The following is a 23,250-nucleotide window of genomic DNA, read 5'->3' on the forward strand; positions in this document are numbered from 1 at the left end:
GCTCGTCGCTATATCGGCCCTTCTTCATGACGCTCCCACCCTCGATGCGCCATTATCCCAGATCAATTTGGTCTTACATTACCGGGACAGGTCACGTCCACTGTTATCCCCCGTCGGACTGTAGACGAAGCGGCGAACGGTGTTCAAATTGGCCAGACGCTTTCCCTTGGACGCTATCTTGCTTATGCGCTCCGCTGACGCCTTGGTTCCCTTACGGCCCTTAGATTCAAGCATTTCGAGTTCAGCAATCTCCATGGCGAGATTCGTCTGTAGCCACTCCCGGATGTCATGGTTCAGGCCTCCTATAAGATTCCATGCAAAGCTGTGGATCGTCGAAACCTCGATCGTGCGATCAAACTCCAAGCGGCGGTTGATTTCATCGCATGCCGCATTGGTGAAGGTAATAACACCCACCCGCTGCCCCTGAAACCGAAGCGTCTCGCGGTACAGTTGGCGCACGTGATCAAGTGCTTTGACCAGTGATCGCGTCTTGCCGGAGCCTGCGCCTGCGAATAGGAAAAAGCTTCGGGGAGCAGTCAAGTCAAGACATGCTGCGATCTCGGCATCAGCCGGGTTATCCAGATCGTTGTCAGGCACACCGTCCGCAGCTGTCATGCGGGCACCTTCGTTTGACCAAGGGCGTCTTGCTCCTTGCGCTTCAACTGCAAGGTCAGCCAGGCCAGACCGTCATGAATGTAGGCAGGCACCTTCAATGCTGTGATCTTGTCGCTGTAGAGGAGGTCTAGTGCGAACTTCGCCTTGTTTCCGGTCTTCAAGCCTAAATGAACGGCCGTCGCGAGCGCATCGAGATCGACGCTATCCGAAAGTGCGTCGCGAAACGTCTTGATGAGCCCGTCACCAGCCAAGTTGGCAAACATGTCTGGGTTTTCATATAGGAGTGCATCCTCGAAAGTATTCGCCAGTGCCTCCGATGGAGGCTTCGATTTGAAGCTCAATGCTATCGGCTGCTGATAAGCCACCCGTATCGCGTATCCGCTGGGATCTTCCTTGACAAGGTCACAACTTGCTTTGTCGAGCAATGCATCAAGCGACTCTTCCACAGGAACCCAAGACTTCAATGTCTCGTTTCGCGCCTTTTGTCCACTGTTTCTCCTCGGCGGTAGCGCAGCGCCCGACGTTCCATCCTTGGCGTCGATGTCAGTGATGATCAAGGTGGAAAGCCCGAGGTGTTCTAGCAGGCGCTTGAGCCGATGGGCATGGCTGCCGCCGATTTCGAGCCAAGTAATGTAGCACCGGCGCAGATACTCAAAATCAGGGCGTTCACGCACAAAATGCGGTACAAGGATCCTTTCGGCAGGCCCTTCGATTAATACGGCGCCGTCTGCGAAAAAAAGATCGCAGTGAGTAGCCTTGAGATAGCGCGTAACGAACCTCTCGGTAATATCAGCACCGCCGAATACCTCAGATAGATTGACCACCGACGCGATCGGCACTGCGCCCGCCTCGGTCGGAGCGGGCAGGCGACGAAAATATCGCAGGGACTCAAAATCGCACTCGTGCGCAAGATGGCTGGAATGTGTACTGACAATCAACTGGGTCTTTAGGGCAGTGGTGTTACCAAGCTTCGGATGCTTTCGAAGCACCGCATACGCCTGCTTAATGAACACCTGCTGGACCTGTGCATGCAAGTGAGCCTCCGGCTCTTCGACGAGTACAAGATGAAGTGGAGGCACGAAGCTGTCTTCCTCCGCGACCAAAGTTCCTGCCTTGCCGACGCGCATCCATCGGTCACGGAAACTCATCAAGGCAAACACCATGGAAACCAAGTTCTGGTACCCAAGTCCGTTCGAATCCTCTGGCAGGCGATGCCCCTTTGCCCCCTCTGCCAAGTGGGTTGGTACTTCGTACTGGACGGCGGAGCCGTGATTTAAGCCGTCCGTCGGCTTGATCCGCGTGGTGATCGTCAGTTTCGGATCGGTAATGCCTGGATAGCCGATGTGCTCCAGTTCCTTCAATGCTGCGGCGAAGCCTTCCGTCAAGCGTGCTTCAAAAGCTGCCTCTGCATCATGGAGAGCCTGCAAGGCGGTCAGATCCTTTGGTTCAGGCTTGTCGTAGGGATCCAAATGCTGCGTGTAATACGACCGCAGCTGCGCAGAGAGCTTCCTGCCACCGCGTGCTTCCTGCGGGTCATACCTGGAGTCATCTTCGCTGGAAGTTCGTGTGCTGCCTGTATACCCAAAGCCCCGCTGTGCGTTGATTTCGTCGATGCAGATCAATCCCTTGAATGGGTCGCCGTCGAGCGGATCGCTGTTAGGGGACAGCACCTGGGGCAAAGCCAATCCGCCTTGTGGCGACATGAGTGCTGCCGGGTCCAGTAGGTAGGCGCGAACCGTGAACAGGCCGTGCAATCGGCGACCCAGGAAGTCCATCATGGACTGTGGCCAAAGCGAGAACGTATAGGCAGGCACTGCCAATGGCACTGAGCCCGTCTCCACCACCACCTCTGCGGCGCCCTCGGCGCCCCCAACTACGGCGGCGGCAAGCGGCTGCGTAAGCAGTTCTGTAATGGTCGCTCTGGCCCTCAGATACTCTCGCTGAAGACCTTCTGCGTCCTTGGGCTCCAAGCGCAGTCGAACGCCAAGATGGCCGCCTTGCCAGTCCAAGGTAGGCAGCAACTTCTGGACATAGTGCAGTTCGTTGCTGGCAACGCTGAGCCAGACATCGAGGAACGGGAGCACTTTGCTCCAGTCAAGCGCAGTGGACACCTCGCCACTGCTGACGGCCGACTCCCACCCTGCGGCCGAGGCATTGATCTCCGTCCAGTGCGAGAGCGTCAAATCATTGACGGTGAGCTCGGATGGCTCGATCAGGAATCGCCTAAGCGCCACCATTGCGGAGGTCTTCCCGCTGTTGTTGGCACCGACGAAAACCGTTTTCTTTTCTGAAAAATCGATGCGTACCGCTTTCAGCTTCCGAAAATTGCCAATCTCAACATGTTGAATGTGCATTTCCCTGTCTCCCCCGGCTATAACAACTATAAAACAAGAACAGGTATCCGCTCCGCCGCTTTGGCCCGTAACGCCTCCTTGATGATCTAGCGCTGATGCATGTAGGCACTACCGATGGTGATGGTGCCGCATAATATCTCCTACGCCCGGCCTCGCTGCTGCAAGTTGTCGCGATCGCTACCGATAGTCACCATGAAGCTCATTGCGAACACATGGAATCTGGACGATGGCTGCCGACTCGGAACCGATCAGGACCGCTGCACAAGACACTACTTCCCTGCCCCACCCTGGGATCGAGCGGTACGCCGAGCTTCCGCAGTTCCCGAAGGGATCTCCGCTCCCCTTTCGCCGCACGATCCGCCGAAGTGAGCTGCATCAGATCGTGCCCTTGGCGGAAACCACCATCTACGAAATGGAGCAGCGCGGCGAGTTTCCCCGGCGCTTCCGACTGACACCGCGCTGCGTGGTCTGGGATCTGGAAGAGGTCGACGCCTGGATCGAAGGCCGCAAGCAAGCCTCACGATCAGCAAAGGCCGACACATCGCCTGGCCCGGACGTGAGGCTGCGCCGGCGCCACCCTGTTCGGTGACACCGCCATCTGGCGTCCATGGCAACTACCCGGCGCCCACCCGGACGAGTTTCACCCCGGGCATCACTTGCGCCATCTGCGCCGCGGCAAACGTGACCGCCGCATCGCGATCCGACGCCTCCCGGCTAAAGGCCAGCGCGACGTGCCCAGGCCGACCCCAGCCCACCGTGGCGTCGGCACAGTCGCTGCCGGCCAATCGGCGCAGGACCTCATCCTGCGAATCCAGTTCAGGATTCAGCGCATATACCAGTGTGAAATCGTGAACCATCGCGATCACCCCATCGCCTTTGTATTACCCGCCACGTCATCGCACCTTGATACGCGCCAGCACGTCCGCCTACTGCCCACGATCCGCAGCGCGTTTGGCCGCCGTGCGCTGTGCCAAGTTGTGCAGCTTGCGCTGTACCCCGGGCAGATCGGCCGCATGGCCAAGGCCAATCAAACCGAAATCCGGCTGCTCATCCTCAACCGATTGCAGAAAGGCACACGACGGCTCGTCCAACGACTGCACCACACGCGCCAACAGGCGCTCGCGGCTCTCCAACAAAGCCGTCGCTTCAATGGGCTCAGCCGTCATGCCCTTGAAGTGAGCCTCGAAGGTGGCCTTAAAATCCGCAGGTACGCGCGGCGCCAGCATCTCCCACGCCGGCTTGGGGCTGCACGTCAGGTACACGAGAAAGGTACGCCAGAGACCAGCATCCGTCCGCTCATCCTCCAGCAGCAGGCCTACATCAAACAGATCGCACGGATGCTGTCGCGACAATGCCGCCGCCAACTTTCCTGCATACAGTCGGCGAAATTCAGCACCTGCACCTCGGCGAAGCCGAACGCCTCCTCCACCCGTGGCCGCACGACCATGGTTCGCACTGGATGGACCGTCCCGCGCATCACCGGCGTCGTCTCGATCTCTACACGCGCGCGGCCGCGACTGGCCACCAGCCGGGTGACCGCCCCGCCTTCGCCCGCTGAAGCTTGGACCTGCAATTGCAAAGGCCGGGCGCGCATCGCGTCGGCCAGTCGCCCGAGTGCTTCGGCGATCAGCTTCGCATCCTCGGCATAGTCGTGCACCGGCAGCCAGGCCAGGTCGATGTCTACCGACAGACGCGGCAGGTCATGCTCGAACAGGTTGATGGCGGTGCCGCCCTTGAGCGCGAAGCGCGGCTCCTGGGCCAGCACCGGCAGGATCTCGACCAGCAGCCGCACCCGGTCCATGTAGCGCCGATCCCACCGATCAAGCCAAGTGCTCATCGAGGTCTACCGGCAAGGTGATTCGGTAGGTCTGATGCAGGCGCCCGCCGGGCACCAGCGCACGCTTGCCCCGGCCCAGATCGACGCCATCCAACGGCACATGCGCCAGCCACGCATGCCGATGGCGATCGGCCAGCGCCAGAAACAGCTGCTTGGCCTTGATGCCGCGGCAGTGGCGCAGCAGCAGGCCGACGCGCTGCGGGCGCAGCGTGGTCATGGCCTGCATCAGCGCATCGGCCTCGTTGACCCCTGCCGCATCCGATACGCCATCGCACAACTCCAGCATGGCCCGCTCGGGCGTCGAGCAGACCAGGGCATCGACACCAGATGCAGCAGAGTGCAAGTCCAGACCTACCTTGGATAGCGCCGTCTCGGAGACTTCCGCAGTGAAGGACACGGCCGGCAGATCGAACGGCCCCTCGCCTTGGTACTCGAAGCGCTGCTCCATGGGCAGCTGGCCGACCCAGCCCGGCGGAGGCGCTGGCCCGTAAAGCGTGATCGTCCCGGCATCGCCCAGTCGCAAGTAGTGCTCGTGCCCCTGCAAGGCCAGTGCAAAACGCCCGCCGACATGCAGTGGCAGGCCCTCTCCGACCTGCAGGCTGCGGACCACCCCATCCCATTGCAGCCGCCCTCCCGCGCGCATGTAGACGCCGCGCGCCGGCGACACCAGCCAGCCGCTGCCGACATAGCGCGCGACCAGGCTATTGGCGTGGTCATGCGCGCGCAGCCAGCGGCTAGAGACCAGGCGCGTATCGCCCAGTTCGGCCAGCAAGCGGTTCAATTTTCGTGAATTTTGAGCATCCATAGTGCTCAAAAAATCAGTTTTATAAACCTCCGCCGAGGACCACGAGTTTGAAACTTCAGTGAAAAGATCATCCAGAGTGATCTTTTCTTGAAAAATGCAAACCCGAGGCTGCACGCCCGAAGCCATTCCCGGCGCTTCAGGCGTAAGACTGGAAGTCGTTGTTGTCGCGGCTGATCAATTGCATCAGCTTGGGGTGTATGAAGAGCTTTTCCTTGCCAACCTGCATTTCGCGCAGCACACCCAGGCTGGCCAAGTCGTGCAGGTAGCGCGAGGCCGCCTGGCGTTGGGCAATGCCTTTCTCCACCAGGTTGCCGATGCGGCAATAGGGCTGTTCAAAGATGACATCCACCAATTCGCGGGTGTAGATCTTGGGCAGGCGTGTGCGCACGTACTCGGTGGTGTGTTCGGCCAGCCCGCGAATGGCCGCGATCTTCCCTGTGGTCCATTTGGACGTGTCGGCGACGGCCTGCAGCATGAACAGCAGCCAGGGTTCCCAGGCGCCATCTCGCGTCACACTGAGCAGCAGGCGGTAGTAGTCGGCCTTGTGGGCAATCACATGGCGACTGAGATACAGGATCGGCAGATTGAGCAGCTCTTCCTGGATGAGATAGAGGATATTGAGCACGCGGCCGGTACAGCCGTTGCCGTCGGTGAATGGGCGGATGGCCTCGAACTGGTAGTGGCCCACGGCCATGCGGATCAGCGGGTCCAGGTCGACCTGGTTGTGCAGGAATCGCTCCCAGTTGGTCAGCATGTCACGCAAGCGGGCCTCGCCTTCGGGCGGGGTGTTGACCACCTCCCCCGTGCGGTCGTTGGCGAGTTGCGTGCCTGGGGTGCGGCGGAAGTCCATGTCCACCCCCTTGAGGGTGCGGCGGACATCCACGGCAGTGGCAGTACACAATGGTCGCGCCTTGAGCGACTGAAAACCTTGGTGCAGCGCGGTGCGGTAACGCAGCGCCTCCTTGGTGGCAGGATCGGCGTTGTCGTGGCCCTGCGCGTACTGGAACAGTTGGTCGGTGGTGGTGACGATGTTCTCGATTTCCGAGCTGTCCTTGGCCTCCAGCAACGGAATGGTATTGATCAGCATCGCCTGGTTGGGAATCAACTCGGCCGCCTGCTTGAGCTCGGCCAACGCAGCACGGGCCTCGATACAGGTCTTAAGCACGCGCCGGGTCTCCAGTTCCTGCGCCGGGGGGAGCGTTGGCAGGTGGTTGTGAGGCTGATCTCGATGCCAGGCAAGTGCCATATCAGTCATGATGCAAAAATACGATTTCAGCGACACGTTCTCAACTTATGTCGCTGCTGGCGACACGTCAACGAATCATGTTCTTATTTCCTCGAAATAGCGACACGTAGGGTGCTCATGTCCCCAAAACACAGCTCAAAAGCATCAAAGCGCAGGACTCAGAACCGGCACGGTCACGTCCTCCGGCACCAGTTTCGGCACATGCGTACGCCCATCGATCCAAGCCTCCACCATATCAGCCCACTCCTGCAGCATGTGACGCCGCGGCCCGGCGTACTCGGCCTTGTTGTAGACCGACCGCGAAGTCCGGCTGCCTTCTTCGTGAGCCAGACACTTCTCGATCTAGTCCCCATTGAAGCCGACCTCGTTGAGCAGCGTGGACGCGGTGCGCCGAAGGTCGTGCACCGTGAATGGCTCCAGCGGCAGCCCGGCTTCCTTCGCGCGTGAACCAACGAGCTGGGTCACCCGGTTGAGCGTTGCATGCGACATGCACCGATCGGGGTCATAGCGCGACGGCAGCACGAATCGCGAGCCTGCCGCGCAGGTGTGCAGGGCCACGAAAATGTCTATCGCCTGCCGCGACAGGTAGACCACGTGCGGCTTGCACCCCTTCATCCGCGCCTTCGGGATCGTCCAGGTGGCGTTCTCAAAATCCACCTCGTTCCACGTCGCCTCGACCAGTTCGCTCTTGCGCACCATCGTCAGAAGGATCAGCCGCAAGGCCAGCCGGATGGTCGGATAGGACGCGATGGTCTCCAGTTGGTGGAAGGCCAGCCGGATTTCGGCCGGCGACAGCGCCCGGTCCTTGGCAATGAAGGTCGCGATCGAGGCCGCCTTCACGTCGTCGGCCGGGTTGGCGAGCCGTTCGCCATGCAGGATGGCGAAGGCATAGACCTGCTTCACGATGTCTCGGATGTGGATGGCCGTAGCCGGCGCGCCGCGCGCCTTCACCTTGTTGCACAACGCCAACGACTGACGGCCCCAAGGTCGAGGCTGATCATCGATCAACGATAAGCCATATCTAAACACCTATAGCCGTTGTCCGCCCAATCTCCGCACGAGCTTGCAGACGGAGTCCGGCGCTTCGCGGTGGATGGACTTGGCGCTTGCCGGCGCCGGGACTAGCCGCTGAAACGCTGGGCTGCTGAAGCGCTGCCGCCCGGCGCCCGGTGGCATCGCCACCGGGCCGGCAAGCTCAGATGCGGGAAGCGAGCAGCGCTGCGACCAGCAGCACCGCGGTAGCCGCCAGCAGTGAACTGGACAGACCGTTGCCGTGCGCGCGCAGCACCTCGACCAGTACCGGACCGGCGATCTGACCGATGCCGTAGAACAGCGTCAGCGTCGCCACGAGGTTCTTCCCCGTCCTGCGAGCGACGCGTTGCGCGGCCGGTACGGCGATCGTCACCGCACCGGTGAAGGTGCCACCGACCAGCAGCGCGCTGAGGACATAGCTGGCCACGGAGCCCGACAGCGTCGGCAACGCAACGCCCACCGCCTGCACGAGCAGATTCAACTGCATCGCGCGACGCGTGCCGAGGCGCTCGTGGACGCGGTGCCAGACGAAGCACGACGGTACCGCGCCGAGTCCGAACACGGCCCACACGTGCGCGGGATCGAGGCCAGGCAACGCGCTATGGACCAGCGTCGGCAGGTAGGTCGCAGTCACGATGTAACCAAGCCCGGCAAGTCCATAGACGACGGTCAGTGGCCAGGCGGCGATCTGCGCCTGGGCCGTCGACGCGGGTGCGTCGGGCACTGCCGCTGGCCGGTCTGCACTGGCGAGGAGGCCCGGCGCCGCGGCAAGTCCGACGACCAGGCTCGCGATCCCCAACACCAGCCACATGCCCGAGCTGTGTAAACCTGCATGCGCCGCCAAGACGAGAGTCTCGGCCGACAGAGCGATGCCGATCCCGACGCCGGCGTACAACAACGGTGCGCCGCGAAAGTGGCCACGATGCTCCAGCAGCCAGAGCGACGCGGCCACCATCGACATCGCACTGAGGGCGCCGGCGATGCCGCGAACCGCGACGATGCCCCAGGTGGGAAGTGGCAGCGCCAGGACTGCAAGGCAGAGGGCGGTGGCAACGACCGACCACAGGCAAAGACGATGCGCATGGCGTGCCCGCGCTCGGACCGCGACGAAGGCGCCGAGAAGGTAGCCGGCGTAGTTGGCCGACGCAGCCAGGCTGCCTTGCTGCAGCGTAATCACGCCTTCCTCGACCATGTGAGGCAGCACGGCGGTGAACGCGAAGCGGCCGAAGCCCATGCCTACCGCCAGAATCAACGCGGCTTCCGCGGCGGCCCTGAGGCCGGCCGTTCGAATGGAGGATGTCATTGGATGGACTCGGCAAGTTGCTTGCGCAGGCGTTGGAAGGCGGGGACGTCGTACCCTTGCCGCCACATCAACACCGTGTCGGCATGGCCCGCGGGCAGCGTTTTCAGACCGGCCGCCGCGCGCTCGAGCTTCAGCACGCTCTCGGGCAGCACCGTGACGCAACTGCCCGCCGCGACGCACGCGATCATTGCGTGGTACGACGCCATCTCCTGCACGCGCCATTCGCCCGAACCGGCCATGCCCAGCAGTGCTTCGGCGAGGCCGCGATAGGTGCAGCCCTGGGGAAACGCGGCAAGCGAGCGCGTCCGTACCGCACGCGGTTCACCGACGTCGGCTTCGCTCGCGGGCAACAGCAGCAACAGCGTCTCGCGCCAGGCCGGTGTGGCCGTCAGGCCCAAGGCCTCGATCGAGGATGGATCGCCGAGCGATGGCGGCGGCGCGACGAATGCACAGTCGAGGCGTCCGGTACGTACCTGTTCGATGAGCGGGCGGGATGCGCCGGTGCTGAGTTCGAGACGGGTGGCCGAATGCCGTGCGTGATAGCCGGCCAGCAGGGACGGCAGACGGCTCGCAGCCGAGCTTTCCATGCTGCCGATCCGCAATGTCCCACCCTCGCGTCCGTCGCTTACGACGTGCCTCGCCTCGTCCTCCAGCGCCAGCATGCGACGCGCGTAGTCAAGAAACTGCACGCCGGAATTCGACAGCGTCAGGCGCTTGCCCGAGCGCACGAACAAGGCGGTGCCGAGATCGGCTTCGAGTTGCTGAATGCGGGTGGTGACATTGGACGGCGCTCTGCCGAGCCGCGTGGCCGCGTGCGTCACGCTGAGCTCCGTCGCAACCGTACAAAAGATCCGCAGCGAGTCGGAATCCATCTATTTCTCAAAAAATGAATAGAGGGCGAATTGTATTCTTTTTTTGAGAATATTACGCCAGCGCTCCGGCACCGCGTTCCATCCGCGGTTGCAATCGGTTGCCGAGGTCCCTCGCGTCGACTGCGTGAGCGCCGTCAGCCTGCCGCGCAAGCACCAGGGGGTGGGCCGGCTCGGCGAAGCAGAATATGATGCGCGGATGTCGCCGCGCGACGAGCGGCACCGAGCGGTGCGCGACTGTCGAACGTCCCCTGCGGCGATACGCAAGGCGGGATGCGCGTCGCCGCGCCCGTCTTTCGGGTCATTCGACGGCCACGGAAGCGCGCCGCGGAGGCGGATGGAATGCGACCGTGCAGCGCGTCCGTGCCGCAATTCAGTTCGGCAGGTCCAGCAACCACGAGCCTGGCACCGCGCGTGGCGGACACCGCGCATGCCCGAAGCGGCGCGCTGTCGCTGGCCGCGTCGGCGGACCGTCAGCCCGACTCGAACGTCATGTCACGGCGCAGTGTCATGTCACGCCGTCGTGTCACGCCGTCGTGTCACGCCGTCACCTCACGCCGTCATCGCGGCCGCTCGTCGAGCGCGGCCATCGTCGCGGCGAGCGTGTCATTGCCACGCTCCTGCAGCGACCCCACCACGCCCGAGAAATCGCGGGCGTCGCGGTTCTGGCTCAGCTTGCGCTTGCCTTCGAAACGCGTCACTTCGACCGCGATGCCCACGATCTGCCCGATCAGCGTGTCCAGGAAGTCCGACGGGGCATCCCCCATCTTCCATGGCCGCGCTTCGCTTGCCTCATGCGTGCGCGTCAGTTTCGCCAGCACACCCCGAAGAAACTTTTCGTCGTCCCGGATGCGCAAGCGGCCGTGGGCGTGCACCACTTCGTAATTCCAGGTCGGTACATGACGGTGGGTCTCATGCTTGCTGGGGTACCAGCTCGGCGAGATGTAGCCATGCGCGCCGCGGAAAATGACCATGACCTCGGCACCGTCCGCCAGCTCCCGCCAGACCGGATTCGCGCGCGCGACGTGCGCGAGCAGCAGCGGACCGGTGTCATGGCGCTCGTCGAGAAGGAACGGCAGGTGGTTGGCTTCCAGTCCGCCCGCTCCGTGCGTGACGAGTACGCCGAGCGGATTGTCGCGGATCAGACGATGCAGGATCTCGGGTCGATCCTCGGCGAACATCGTGGGCACGTACATGAGAGCAGTTTCGGATTCAAGGAATGGAAGCGCGGCGCGCTACGACGCCTGCGCCAGCGTCTCAAGCGGATCGAGCAGCAGCAAAGCGCTGAGCGAAAACATGAACGCGGCGACGGACGCGTCAAGTATGCGCCACGCCGCCGGCTTGCGGAATATTGGCTGCATCAGGCGCGCGCCAAAGCCGAGTGCGGTGAACCAGGCCAGACTTGCGCCGCAGGCCCCAGCGGCGAATGCCCAGCGTGCGGCACCGGCGTACTGGGTGGAAAGGCTGCCAAGCAGCACCATCGTATCGAGGTAGACGTGCGGGTTGAGCACGGTGAAGCCCAGGCATGCCAGCGCCGCGCGTCGGCGATTCGACTGCTGCGCCTCGGTCGGCGCGAGACCGCCGGAACCATGCCAGGCCCGGAGCGCTGCCATCAAGCCGTAGGCTGCCAGAAACAGCGCGCCGCCGAAGCGCAAGGCCAACAGCATTGCCGGCCATCGCTGCACGAGCGCGCCGATGCCGGCCACACCGGCAAGGATGAAAGCGATGTCGCCGCATGCGCAAATCGCCACCACCAGGGCGACGTGGCAACGTTGCAGTCCTTGCCGCAACACGAATGCGTTCTGGGCACCGATGGCGATGATCAGACCGGCGCTGGCTGCAAAGCCGGCGCTGGCCGCTGCGAGGGAAATCATGGAAAGCTACCGCGTGTCTGTGGAACGGAATCGAGCGGCCATTCTCGCGTGCCAGCCAGCCGAAGCACAGCTATTTGTTCTGCATATAATTAAGAGAAACTTAAGCGGAGCCCACGATGGACCTGATCCATCCGCAACTCGCGGCATTCGCCGCGGTCATTGAGGAAGCCAGCTTCGAAGTAGCAGCACGACGCCTTTCGATCACGCCGTCAGCGGTTTCGCAGCGCATCAAGGCGCTGGAGGACCGCTTGGGTCAGGTTCTGGTCGTGAGGCAGGCACCGTGTCGGCCGACGCCGGCCGGCGAGCGGCTATTGCGTCGGGTGCGCCCGATGCAGGCGCTCGAAGCCGAGGCACTGGCCGATTTCCTGCCGGAAGACACGGCAGTGTCGAGTGCGCGGTCGATCGCCATCGCAGTCAATGACGATTCGCTCAACACTTGGGTGGTCGCCGCCCTGTCGCGCCTGCACGCGCAACACGGCTATTTGTTCGACGTACGGGTGGACGATCAGGATCACACGCTGGAACTGCTGCGCGATGGCTCGGTGCTCGGCGCGGTCACGGCCGAGGCCACGCCGCTGCGCGGCTGCAACGTGCAGCCATTGGGTGTCATGCGCTATCGCGCGATCGCGTCGCCGGCGTTTGCGGCGCGCTACTTCGACGCCGGCGTCGACGCAGCCGCGCTTGCGCACGCGCCAATGATCGTGTTCAACCGCAAGGACGCCCTACAGTGGCGCTTTGTCCGCCGTATCACCCGCGCGCGCCTTGTCCCACCCGTACACTACCTGCCGAGTGCGACAGGCTTCGTGGAAGCCGCGGCAAGAGGCCTGGGCTGGTGCCTGGCGCCGGAGTCGCTCGCCGATCCGGCGCTCGCAGCCGGCACCATCGTAGTGATCGATCCAGCGCGCTGGTTGGACGTGCCGCTCTACTGGCAGCATGCCGCTGTGCGGTCAAGCACGCTGCAACAGCTGAGTCTCGCGCTGCGCGAGACTGCGGCCACCGCGCTGCGGGTCTGACTGCAGCCCCTGACTGCAGCCGCTGACTGCAACGCCTGGCTGCGGCGCACCATGCGCGCGGCCATGCGACGCTGTCTCGTGCCGGGCCGTGGTGGTGGCCGCGCGGCTTCGGCTCAGGTCGGTGCGCGGTCCGCCCTCGGCGCCACGCTTCCCCCGTCGATCCGATGTCGCGCCAGCGCCGCCGCGACGAAGCCCGACGCCTTCATCTCCTCGACGAACTGCGCAAGACCAACGGCGGCTTTGGGATCGCGCGCCCGCGCGACGCCCATCGCCTGCGGGATCACCATGAAGCGGCCCGGCAGCAGACGCAGGCCGCCGATACGCGCGGCGTCGCGCTCCAGCTGCTGACGCACGCCTGCGGCGACTTCGGCGCCGCTTGCCACCATCGCATCGACGACGTTCGGCGACTCGGTCACGCGCTCGATGCGGGCGTGCTGCAGCGAGCGCGTGAGAAACAGGTCATAGGCACTGCCGGTCGCGGTGACGACCCGGTTGCGCTCGTCGTCCACCTCGCCGAGGCTGCGCAGCGCAGACCCCGCCGGAACCAGGTAGGCCCCTTCGATCAACAAGTAGGGCGCGGTAAACGCGATGTCCTCCGCGCGCTTCGGATCGACCGCAAAGAAGCCGATGTCGGCGTCGCCGCCGGCGACGCGCTCCACCGATTCCCGGGCCGACTCGACGACTACCAGCGACAACGGCGTGCCGAGACGAGCGGCGAGTTCAGTGGCGAGATCGACCGATACGCCGGTGGCCCCTGCCGGGCCGCCGCGGCTGGCCAGCAATGGATTGCCCAGATTGATCGACGCGCGCAGCACGCCCGTCGGCGCCAGCAATGCGGCACGGGATGCAATGTCACTCACAGAAACCACCTCATCACGATCAAAGCGATAGTCACGGTGGCGGCGCCGCCCAGACGCGTCGCCACTTGTGCGAACGGCATCAAGCCCAGCCGGTTCGCAGCACTCAGGATGGCAAGGTCGCCGGTACTGCCCTGCCCGCTGTGGCACGCATTCACGATCGCGGCCTCGATGGCGTTCATGCGCAGCCAGCGGCTGACCACGAAACCCGTGCCCATCAGCGTGGCGACCGTGGTCATGATGGTGAGCACGTTCGCGAAACTGAGCGCAGCCATCAGTTCCTCCCACGGCGTGAGGGCGACCCCGACCGCAAACAACAGCGGAAAATTCACGCACACCGCGAAGAAACGATACACGCGGTAGGCGCCGTGTTCGAGGTGCGGCGGCAGGATGCGACCGATCTTGAGCAGCACGGCGAACAACAGCATCAGAACCGGCGCGGGGAAATGCGTCAGCCGCTGCACGATATAGCCGAGCAGATAAAGCGTCACCGCCAGCGCCAGTCCCGACCAGACATCCTGCAGCGCGACGCTGCGCGGCGCGGCATTGGCGGGCGCGGCGAAGTCGTCGTTCTCGCTCTTGAACAGCGCGCCGTTGCCGCTGAGGCGCGGATAGCGCTTGCCCAATGAGTCGAGGATGCCCGAAAACAGGATAGCACTCAGGCTGCCGAGCATCACCGATGGCAGGATCTGTCCGAACAGGGTGCCCTGCTCCAGGCCGAGCAGCGTCGCGTAACCGATCGACAACGGGATTGCGCCTTCGCCAACGCCGCCTGCCATGATCGGAACCACGATGAAGAAGAACGATCGGTAGGCGCCGATGCCCAGCGCCGTGCCGACCAGCGTGCCCACCGCCGCGGCCGCCAGTGAGCCAAGCGCGAGCGGCACGATCACCTTGAAGAAGCCCACCATCAGCACTCGCCGGTCCATGCCCAGGATGCTGCCGACGATGATCGCGGCGATGCACAGGTAGAGGAAGTTGCTGAACTTGGTCCACTCGGTCACCGACTTGATGAACGGCGCCGGCAGCACGTGGTAGAACACTAACGCCGAAGGAACGAAGGTGGCGAGAATCGATGGCGCGCCCATCTTGTTGAGCACCGGGATGCGTTTGCCGAGTTCCGCACACGCGAAGCCGCCGACCGACAGCAGCACGATCGAGGTGACGATGTCGTTCGGAAGCTTGCCGGTCAAGGTGAGTCCGGCGAGTACCGCCGCCATCAGCAGGAACAGCGGCACTGGCAGCACGCCGATGCGGGCGTCGACGAGCCGTGGCCAGAGGCCTGCGCGCCGGACGGGCGCGCTTATCGTCTCGTCGGCATGCGAGACATCGAGGGTGTCCTGCGGGTTCGCCTTCATGGGGCTTGTCTCCGTGAAGCGGGCACGATGGACGTGCGCCGGCATGGCGATGTCCGGGCGGCATCGCCTTATAGGGTGTTGCATGCTTGTGTGCGCCCGCGCGGGGCGCGTCGGTCTAGCGCCGGCTGCCAGCGGCCTCGGGCACCTCAAGCTGGATTGCCTGCGCCTGCATGCCCTTGCGCGCGGACGCGACGTGGCGCCGCATCATGAGCTCCGCGAGATCCGGGTCGCGCTCTTCGAGCGCATCGACGATGCGCGAATGCTCGACCAGCGCGCGATGCGCGCGCGCTTCGATATGACGCTGATGCACGCGGCACAGGTTGATCAGATCGCGGTAGTCCTCGCGCAGCGCACGGATCAGAAATTCGTTGCGGCTTGCCTCGACGATCGTCGAATGGAAGTCGTTGTCCAGCTCCTTGGTAAGGAACTGGACCGCGCCGATTTGCGAGGAGCGCGCGCGTTGATGTTCCAGCTGGGCGCGCAGCCTGACGATTTCGTCATCGGTGATGTGGGTAGCAGCCAGACGCGCCGCCATCCCTTCGATCGCCTCGCGAACCACGAAGATCTGCTGGATCTTTTCCGGCGACAGCACCACGACGCGTGCGCCCAGGCGCGGCGTGCGCGTGACGAGGCCACGTTCTTCGAGCCGACGCAAGGCTTCGCGCAGCGGCGCGCGACTCACGCCGAGGCGTCGAGCCACCTCCGGCTCGCTGATCTTGGCGCCGGGAGCCAGATCGCCGGCCATGATGCCTTCCCGCAGGCGCGACAGGACGCTGTCCGCGACCAGCTCCAGCCCGCCTTGACCGTCCATCTCCGCTTGCTCGGTCTTCATGCCTAGCTCCGTGCCTATCTTCATGCCTGTCCCGACGCCTTGGCGCGCGCGCCGGCCGCCCCCGCCGTTCCTGCAGTCTCGGCTGCGCTGCCGGTCGAAGGCGTCAGCCGACTTTCAGGGACCAGCACGTTACCCTCCATCAACCGGCGCGCGCTGCGATAGACCGCCGTCGACTCCACGTACGGCCGGCCGGCGTCGTCGCGCACGCGGGCCGCGACGCGGAGAACCCCGGACGGATGCGCAATCAGCAGGTCGTCATCGCCTGCGTGCGGGTCGTTCTGCGCGTCGTCCTGCGAGTCGTTGTGCGGCCGCCGCGGCTGCATCGCCGCCGCGGCCAGCGAGCCGGGCAGGCGCATCGCGCAGGCGACGCACATGCCGCCGGTCAGCGGCGTCGCGCGGTGCGGCTGACCCGCCGAAATCATCCTTACCAGGATGTCGACGTCGCGCGCCGCGATGGTCTTGCCGGCCAGCGTTCGGCTCTCGATCGGCGAGGCGACCAGCGCCACCTGAGGCAGATTCCGAATGCCGTGCCGCGCAACTGTGGGGTCCGACGTCAAACCCATCGCCAAGGCCGCGGCAACGCGCACGTCCTCGAAGCGGGCCAGCAGATCGGGACGGGCGTCCAGCGCATCGGGCATCTCGGTGCCGTCGAGGCCGAAGGCACTGGCCCGCACGAACACCACCGGGTTGCTCGCATCGACCAGCGAGACCTCGACCTCGCCCAGGCCGGGGACGTCGAGCGTGTCGCGCACGCGGCCGGTCGGCAGCAGCTTGCCCGTTGCCGCGCCGCCGGGCGCCAGGAACGAGAGACGAACCGGTGCCCAACTGCCGGCCACGCCGTCCAGTTCGAAGTCGCCGTCCACGTCCGGCACGCCGTCCAGCAGCGCGAATTCGGACACGATGATCTTGCCGGTGTTGGTATTGTGAATCCGCACCCGGGCCCGCTCGCCCCGTACTTCCACCAGGCCGGCTTCCACCGCATAAGGGCCGATCGCCGCGGAAATATTGCCGCAATTGCCCTTGTACTGAACCAGCGGCGCGTCGATCGCGACCTGTCCGAAGGTGTAGTCCACGTCCGCATCCGGGCGCGTCGAGGGGCCGACGATCGCGATCTTCGACAGTGATGAGACGCCGCCGCCAAGCCCGTTCAGCTGACGCCGGTTCGGGTCCGGACTGCCGATCGCGGCAAGCAGGATCGCGTCGCGCGCCGCGGCGTCCGACGGAAGGTCAGTCGTCTTGAAGACGAGGGCCCGACTCGTGCCGCCGCGGACGTAGACCGCGGGAATCCGCCGTTGCTTCATGCCGTTTTCTCCGAAGACCGCTGCGGGTGCTGCGGCTGCTGTGAGGGTTGTGACCGCACCCCGTCCTCGTCGGCCGCCTGCGACACGAGCTGCCGAATCACATGGGGCATCATGCCGCCGCCAGACCATACCTTCCACTCGTTCGCGGTGTCGAGGCGGCATTGCAGCGGCACCGCCACTGCGCTGCCGTCCGCACGGCGCACGGTCAGCGAGACCGTGCCGCCCGGCACGGCCCGCGCGGCAAGTCCGGGCAGATCGAAGGTCTCGCTGCCGTCCAGCGCGAGCGAGCGACGCGTCGTGCCGGCGGGGAACTGCAGCGGCAGCACGCCCATCATGATCAGGTTGGAGCGGTGGATGCGTTCGAAGCTCTCGGCGATCACTGCCCGCACGCCGAGCAGACGCGTTCCCTTGGCCGCCCAGTCGCGCGACGAGCCCGTCCCGTATTCCTTGCCTGCGATCACGACCAGCGGTGTGCCCGCCGCACGATAGCGCATCGCGACCTCGAAGACCGACTCCACTGGACCGTCCGGCACGAAACGCGAGTAACCGCCCTCGACGCCCGGCACCAGTTCGTTGCGCAGGCGGATGTTCGCGAAGGTGCCGCGAACCATCACTTCATGATTCGCCCGCCGTGCGCCATAGGCATTGAACGCACTGCGCGGCACGCCGCGGGCGGCGAGAAAACGCCCCGCCGCCGAGGCCACGTCGATGTCGCCCACCGGCGAGATGTGATCGGTCGTCGTGCTGTCCCCCAGCATGACCAATGCACGCGCGTCGCGCACGTCTTCCACACGCGGCGCGGTCTCGGTGAAGTCGTCCAGATAGGGCGGGCGCCGGATGTAATCACTGTCCGGATCCCAGGGGAAGTTGGCGCCCGAGGGCACGTCCAGTTCGCGCCATGCCGCGCTCCCGTCGAAGAGCGTGCGGTAGGCGTCGGTAAACGCGTCCCGTGTGACGAACGTCCTCACCGCGGTCGCGATCTCCTCGTCGCTCGGCCAGATGTCGCGAAGATGAACCGGCGCGCCGTCGGCGCCGAAGCCGATCGGTTCGTGCGCCAGATCGATCTGCACGTTGCCAGCCAGTGCGTAGGCCACCACCAGCGGCGGCGACAGCAGATAATTGGCGCGGGCCAGCGGATGAATGCGCGCCTCGAAATTGCGGTTGCCGGACAATACCGCGGCCGCCACGATATCCGACTGCGCGATCTCCGCCTCGACGTCGTCCGACAGTCGGCCGGAGTTGCCGCCGCAGGTCGCGCAGCCGTAGCCGGCAATCTGGAAGCCGATCGCATCCAGATCCTGCTGCAGCCCGCTTCGTTCAAGGTACTCGCCCACTGCGCGCGAACCCGGCGTCAGCGACGGTTTCACCCAACTACGCGTGCGCAGACCGCGTTGCCGCGCGCGCCGCGCCAACAGGCCCGCGGCCAGCATCACGGCGGGATTCGAGGTGTTCGTGCAGCTCGTGATCGCGGCAATCACCACCGCGCCGTCCGACAGCACGTCACGCGAAACCGCGCGCGGCTCGAACGCGCGACGAAAGTTGTCAGGCACGTCGGCAAGCGAGACACGATCCTGCGGACGTCGCGGCCCGGCGACCGACGGCACGACCTCGCCCAGGTCGAACGCGATCGTCGCGCTGTAGCACTCGCCATCGGCGCCCGCGTCGCCCGCCTCGCGCCACAGCCCTTGCACCTTTGCATAGGCCTCGACCCGCGCGACCTGGCGCGCGTCGCGCCCGGTCGTGCCGAGGTAGTCGAGCGTCGCCTGATCGATTGGAAAGAACGCAGCGGACGAACCGTACTCCGGCGCCATGTTCGCGATCGTGACGCGATCGGCGACCGCGAGCCGGTCAAGCGCGGGCCCGAAGAACTCCACGAACGCGTCGACCACGTTGAAGGCGCGCAGCCGTTCGGTCAGGCTCAGCACCAGATCCGTTGCCGTCACGCCGGTACTCAGGCAGCCGGTCAGGCGCACGCCGACCACGCGCCGCAGCGGCACGATCAGCGGCAAGCCCAGCATCGCCGCCTCTGCCTCGATGCCGCCGACCCCCCAACCGAGCACGCCGATGCCATTGACCATCGTGCTGTGACTGTCGGTGCCGACCATCGTGTCGGGATACAGCCAGGCCGGTCCATCGGACGCCTCGCAATGCACGACCTGGGCGATTCGCTCGATGTTGATCTGATGCAGGATGCCGTTGCCCGGCGGAACGACGCGCACGCGGTCAAGCGAAGCCTTTGCCCACTTCGCCAAGCGATAGCGTTCCGCATTGCGCTCGAATTCGCGGGCGAGGTTGAACGTGATCGCATCGGCACTGCCGGAGCGGTCGACAATCAGCGAATGGTCGATCACCAGGTCGACCGGGATGCGCGGATTGACGCGCTGCGGGTCCAGTCCCAACGCCGTCACGCCGTCGCGCATCGCCGCCAGATCGACCAGCGTCGGAATGCCAGTGTAGTCCTGCATGAGCACGCGTGCCGGATGAAACGGCACCGGCACCACATCATCGCCTTGCGCGCGCCAGCCGAGCAGCCGCGCCAGATCGGCCTCTTCCACGTCGCTGTTGCCGAGGTTGCGCAGCACGTTCTCTGCTAGAACCCGCAGACATTTCGGCAGGCGTGCCACCGCGCCAGGATAGTCGTCGTGCAATGACGACAGACTGGCGTAGCGAAATTGTTCGCCGCCTACTTCGAGAATTCCAATCCGCTTGCCCTGCTCATTCACTGCATTCACCGCTCGGGACCTGTTCGAGCCGCCATGATAAGCGATAAGTGTCGACACATTAAGCAGGTAAACCCTGATACTGGCTAGCTAAGGCGTGATAAAGCGAAATTATGTCGACAATATGGCGCTGTCGAAACACGTTTGGCTAGCGTCGCCCACCACCAAGCGGCGCCGCCTTGCAGCCCAACCTCGTTAGCAAGCGCCGCGCGTCCGAGCAACGGCGCTTAGCGTGGCGCCGGCGCGCCAGCGCCCGTGGCCAGCGGTGCCGGCGTTGCGGAGCGCGGGTCGCTGACCAGTGCGGCCAGTACCGCGGACGAGGCGGCAAGCGCAATCGAGAGCAGCCAAGCACTGTCGTAGCGCAGGAACAGATCGAACAGATAGCCGCTGACGTAGGCGCCGCCCGCCGCGCCGATGGCATGACCCACGGTCAACACTCCCATCACCAGGCCCAATCGCTCCTTGCCGAAGTGAGCCGCCGACAAGCCGATCGTGGCGGGGAAGCTCGCATAGAACGCCATGCCGACCAGCGCACTGAATGCCACCAGCAGCGCGTAGTTGCTGCCGACGAACAGCGGAATCACGAACGCGAGGCTTCGTACGGCATAGATGCCAACGAGCAGACGGCGCCGGTCGACGCGATCGGACAGAAAGCCGACGCCCAGCATGCCGAGCAGATTACAGGCGGCGAACACGCCATAAGCGACGGTGCTCGGCATCGGCGCAAAGCCGCACGCGCGTGCGAATGGGATCAAGTGCGTTTCGACCACGCCGGTCGAGGTGAAGCCGCACAGCGCAAAACTCCAGAACAGGCCATGAAAAGCGCGGCTGCGCAACAGCGATCCGCTGGCGGCCGGCCCGGCCGCTGTGGGCCTACGAAGACCGCGCGGCGACGAAACAGGCTCTCGCCCGATCAGCCAGTAAGCCCCGGCGGCCGTGCCGACACAGGCGACTGCGAAGGCCGCGAACGTGCCGCGCCACCCGATGGCGGCGAACAACAGGGTCATGGCCGGCAGGATCAGCAGTTGTCCGGCGGTCGTGCCGGAGGTCGCGACGCCCGTGGCAATGCCCTGCCTGTGCCGGACCCGGCGCACGACGAGACTCCCCGCGACGGGTAACGACACGAGTCCGAAGCCAAGGCCGCCGAGCACGCCGTAGCCAAGCACGAACTGCCAGAAATGACGCATCGACGCGACGACCGCCAGGCCCGCGCCGAGCGCCACACAGCCTGCGACGAGGATCCGCCGAGCGCCCCAACGATCGGCGGCGTGGCCGCTCGCCGACACCGCCAACGCCATCACGCACAGCGCCAGCGCGCCCACTGCCGAAACCTCGGCTCTGGACCAGCCAAAGTCGCGCAGCCATGGCGTCATGCCGAGTCCGATGCTGGACCGTATCGCAAAAGAAATGGCCAGTAACGCGAAACATGCGAGAAGCGCGCGACTAGCGCCTTCCGCGTTCGCCCCGCCGCCGCTCGCGTCATTCAAGATGCCGTCTCCCACGCCGCGCGCCGCGGCGATCTAGCCAAAGAAAGCCCGATGCTGCCGCGTTGCCGGATCCGCGTCTTGAACGCTATTTCACATTCGAGCCACAGCGCACGCGACGCAGCCGCAGGGGGACGGACCTGTCATGCCTGCGCGGCTTGACTGGCGCCGTGGACAGCGCGGCTGTCGCAAAACTGTCCGGCCAAGCTGTACCTTTCTGCATGGGTACACCGGTGCTACCATGCTTCGCACAAGAACTCGACGAAATCGGAGACAGACGGCGCCTTGCGGCGCCCGGCTCGCCATGCCACACGTTCACCAGGCACGCGCCGAACCATGCCCTGCGACCGCGTAGTCAGACGCGGCGGGCGCGCGCCGTCGACCCATTCAGCGATCGCGCTCGATGCGGCTGATGCCCGGCGCTCGACGAACGCTTCCGCGGCCATCGCGACGGCCACGGCGTCGACCGCCGCAAAAGGAGGATTGAAAATGATTGGTACCGCCGAAACAACGGCTTTGCTGGCAAGATCGAGCGGCGCGCTGCGCGGCGTGACGGTGCTCGACCTGACTCGGGTGGTAGCCGGTCCCTATTGCACGATGATCCTCGCCGACATGGGCGCCACGGTCATCAAGATCGAGAACCCCGGCGAACCGGATCTGACGCGCGAATTTCCACCGGCGCGGAACGACGCGGGGACCGTGTCGAGCGGCTTCTTCGCCCAGTACAATCGAAACAAGCTCGCCGTGCGCCTGGATCTCAAGCAGCCGGAAGGCAAGGCGCTGTTCCTCGAGATGGTCGAGAACGCGCACATCGTCGTCGAGAACTTCCGCCCCGGCACCATGGCCAAGCTGGGGCTGGGCTACGAAGTGTTGCAGGCCGCCAACCCGGCGATCGTGTACGCGGCGATCAGCGGCTTCGGCCAGTCGGGACCGAATACGCTGCGTCCTGCGTTCGACAGCAGCGCTCAGGCGTCCGGCGGACTGTGGTCGATCAATGGCACGCGCGAGGAACCGATGCGCGTCGGCACCGTGCTGGGCGACCTGGCCGCCGGCCTGTACGCCGCCATCGGTACGCTGGGCGCGCTGCGCGAGGCTGAACGGACCGGCCGCGGACAACTGGTCGACGTCTCGCAGCAGGATTCGATCCTATCGCTGACGGAGAACGCGCTGGTCACCTTTACCGAGACGGGCAAGGTCGCCGAACCCACCGGCAATGGCCATCCGTTCGTGCGACCGTACGGACGCTTTGCGTGCAAGGATGGTTTCGTGTTCTTCGGCGCCTACACCGACAAGTTCTGGCGCGAGGCGTGCCGCGTGTTCGGCGACGCGGCGCTCGCCGACGATCCGGAGATCGACACGATGGCGAAACGCTTCGACGACGAAACGTATCGGCGCCGCGTCGAACCAGTGGTCAAGCGCTGGTTGGGGGCTCACACGAAAGCGGAACTCGAAGCGATGACCGGCGATCGCTTCCCGCTCTCGCCGATCAAGACAATCGAGGAAGTGGTCGCCGACCCGCATATCCAGGCCCGCGAGATGGTCGTGCCCGTGCATTATCAGGGCGCGCGGTTCGACGTATTCGGCAATCCGATCAAGCTGTCCGGCGGCACGCTGGAACGAAACGCACACGCGCCCAGCGTTGGCCAGCACAATCGTCAGGTGTTCAGGGAATGGCTGGGCCTCGATGCGGCGCGCTACGACGCGCTCGCCGCGCAAAAAGTGATCTGAATGCCCGGCGCGGCCGCGCCGC

18 protein-coding genes and 2 pseudogenes are annotated in these 23,250 nt (G+C 64.8%); 3 read left to right on the top strand and 17 right to left on the bottom strand.

Annotated features, from left to right (window positions below; translation table 11 throughout):
• Window positions 1–78: 78 nt before the first annotated feature.
• Both BLU54_RS10960 and BLU54_RS10965 read right to left on the bottom strand, forming a co-directional pair.
• Window positions 79–615, bottom strand: a complete 537-nt coding sequence (locus BLU54_RS10960) for a UvrD-helicase domain-containing protein (protein ID WP_091908061.1) — start codon at window positions 613–615, stop codon at window positions 79–81.
• Window positions 612–2,969: an AAA family ATPase gene (locus BLU54_RS10965; RefSeq protein ID WP_091908065.1), complete on the bottom strand. Its 2,358-nt coding sequence runs from the start codon at window positions 2,967–2,969 to the stop codon at window positions 612–614. Before BLU54_RS10965 ends, BLU54_RS10960 begins: the two co-directional genes overlap by 4 nt.
• A gap of 226 nt (window positions 2,970–3,195) precedes the next feature.
• Between BLU54_RS10965 and BLU54_RS10970 the strand changes: the two genes are divergently transcribed.
• Window positions 3,196–3,558: a helix-turn-helix transcriptional regulator gene (locus tag BLU54_RS10970; protein ID WP_091908068.1), complete on the top strand. Its 363-nt coding sequence runs from the start codon at window positions 3,196–3,198 to the stop codon at window positions 3,556–3,558.
• Between the two features lie 25 nt (window positions 3,559–3,583).
• Here the strand turns inward: BLU54_RS10970 and BLU54_RS10975 are convergent, their stop codons facing one another.
• The 9 genes and pseudogenes from BLU54_RS10975 to BLU54_RS11015 form a co-directional block, all read right to left on the bottom strand.
• Window positions 3,584–3,826, bottom strand: a complete 243-nt coding sequence (locus tag BLU54_RS10975; RefSeq protein ID WP_091908521.1) for a transcriptional regulator — start codon at window positions 3,824–3,826, stop codon at window positions 3,584–3,586.
• 69 nt (window positions 3,827–3,895) lie between these two features.
• Window positions 3,896–4,806, bottom strand: a pseudogene (locus tag BLU54_RS24465) (nucleotidyl transferase AbiEii/AbiGii toxin family protein).
• Window positions 4,790–5,611, bottom strand: coding sequence for a type IV toxin-antitoxin system AbiEi family antitoxin domain-containing protein (locus BLU54_RS10985; RefSeq protein WP_091908070.1), 822 nt, complete (start codon window positions 5,609–5,611; stop codon window positions 4,790–4,792). The pseudogene BLU54_RS24465 and the gene BLU54_RS10985 overlap by 17 nt, the downstream one beginning before the upstream one ends.
• A gap of 136 nt (window positions 5,612–5,747) precedes the next feature.
• Window positions 5,748–6,866: a protein adenylyltransferase Fic gene (fic, locus tag BLU54_RS10990; RefSeq protein ID WP_091908523.1), complete on the bottom strand. Its 1,119-nt coding sequence runs from the start codon at window positions 6,864–6,866 to the stop codon at window positions 5,748–5,750.
• Between the two features lie 135 nt (window positions 6,867–7,001).
• Window positions 7,002–7,823: pseudogene (locus BLU54_RS10995) on the bottom strand (tyrosine-type recombinase/integrase); the annotation flags it as partial.
• A gap of 229 nt (window positions 7,824–8,052) precedes the next feature.
• Window positions 8,053–9,192: a YbfB/YjiJ family MFS transporter gene (locus BLU54_RS11000; protein WP_091908072.1), complete on the bottom strand. Its 1,140-nt coding sequence runs from the start codon at window positions 9,190–9,192 to the stop codon at window positions 8,053–8,055.
• On the bottom strand, window positions 9,189–10,064 hold the full coding sequence (locus BLU54_RS11005) for a LysR substrate-binding domain-containing protein (protein WP_091908074.1): 876 nt from the start codon (window positions 10,062–10,064) through the stop codon (window positions 9,189–9,191). The genes BLU54_RS11000 and BLU54_RS11005 overlap by 4 nt, the downstream gene beginning before the upstream one ends.
• Before the next feature lie 557 nt (window positions 10,065–10,621).
• Window positions 10,622–11,257, bottom strand: a complete 636-nt coding sequence (locus tag BLU54_RS11010) for an FMN-binding negative transcriptional regulator (RefSeq protein WP_091908076.1) — start codon at window positions 11,255–11,257, stop codon at window positions 10,622–10,624.
• Between the two features lie 39 nt (window positions 11,258–11,296).
• Window positions 11,297–11,935, bottom strand: a complete 639-nt coding sequence (locus BLU54_RS11015; protein WP_211435337.1) for a LysE/ArgO family amino acid transporter — start codon at window positions 11,933–11,935, stop codon at window positions 11,297–11,299.
• A gap of 116 nt (window positions 11,936–12,051) precedes the next feature.
• Here BLU54_RS11015 and BLU54_RS11020 point away from each other — a divergent pair, with 116 nt between their 5' ends.
• Window positions 12,052–12,948, top strand: a complete 897-nt coding sequence (locus BLU54_RS11020; RefSeq protein WP_091908078.1) for a LysR family transcriptional regulator ArgP — start codon at window positions 12,052–12,054, stop codon at window positions 12,946–12,948.
• Between the two features lie 113 nt (window positions 12,949–13,061).
• Here the strand turns inward: BLU54_RS11020 and BLU54_RS24195 are convergent, their stop codons facing one another.
• The 6 genes from BLU54_RS24195 to BLU54_RS11045 all read right to left on the bottom strand — a co-directional run bounded on the left by BLU54_RS24195 (window position 13,062) and on the right by BLU54_RS11045 (window position 21,518).
• Window positions 13,062–13,808: a transporter substrate-binding domain-containing protein gene (locus tag BLU54_RS24195; RefSeq protein WP_235837901.1), complete on the bottom strand. Its 747-nt coding sequence runs from the start codon at window positions 13,806–13,808 to the stop codon at window positions 13,062–13,064.
• Window positions 13,805–15,163, bottom strand: a complete 1,359-nt coding sequence (locus BLU54_RS24200; protein ID WP_235837902.1) for a 2-hydroxycarboxylate transporter family protein — start codon at window positions 15,161–15,163, stop codon at window positions 13,805–13,807. The genes BLU54_RS24195 and BLU54_RS24200 overlap by 4 nt, the downstream gene beginning before the upstream one ends.
• A 115-nt stretch (window positions 15,164–15,278) precedes the next feature.
• Window positions 15,279–15,995 (bottom strand): GntR family transcriptional regulator, encoded by a 717-nt coding sequence (locus tag BLU54_RS11030; protein WP_170845118.1) that lies wholly within the window; start codon window positions 15,993–15,995, stop codon window positions 15,279–15,281.
• Window positions 15,996–16,015: 20 nt separating this feature from the next.
• Window positions 16,016–17,296, bottom strand: a complete 1,281-nt coding sequence (locus BLU54_RS11035; RefSeq protein WP_091908083.1) for a 2-methylaconitate cis-trans isomerase PrpF family protein — start codon at window positions 17,294–17,296, stop codon at window positions 16,016–16,018.
• Window positions 17,293–20,019 carry an aconitate hydratase AcnA gene (gene acnA / locus BLU54_RS11040; protein WP_091908529.1) on the bottom strand — a complete coding sequence of 909 codons (2,727 nt, stop codon included), beginning with the start codon at window positions 20,017–20,019 and terminating at the stop codon, window positions 17,293–17,295. Before acnA ends, BLU54_RS11035 begins: the two co-directional genes overlap by 4 nt.
• A 224-nt stretch (window positions 20,020–20,243) precedes the next feature.
• Entirely contained in the window at window positions 20,244–21,518 is a 1,275-nt protein-coding gene (locus BLU54_RS11045) for an MFS transporter (protein ID WP_268874521.1), read from the bottom strand.
• Window positions 21,519–21,989: 471 nt separating this feature from the next.
• Here BLU54_RS11045 and BLU54_RS11055 point away from each other — a divergent pair, with 471 nt between their 5' ends.
• Window positions 21,990–23,228, top strand: a complete 1,239-nt coding sequence (locus BLU54_RS11055; RefSeq protein WP_091908089.1) for a CaiB/BaiF CoA transferase family protein — start codon at window positions 21,990–21,992, stop codon at window positions 23,226–23,228.
• Window positions 23,229–23,250: the final 22 nt, after the last annotated feature.

The organism is Chitinasiproducens palmae, from assembly GCF_900095735.1.
GTDB classification, from domain to species: Bacteria; Pseudomonadota; Gammaproteobacteria; order Burkholderiales; family Burkholderiaceae; genus Chitinasiproducens; species Chitinasiproducens palmae.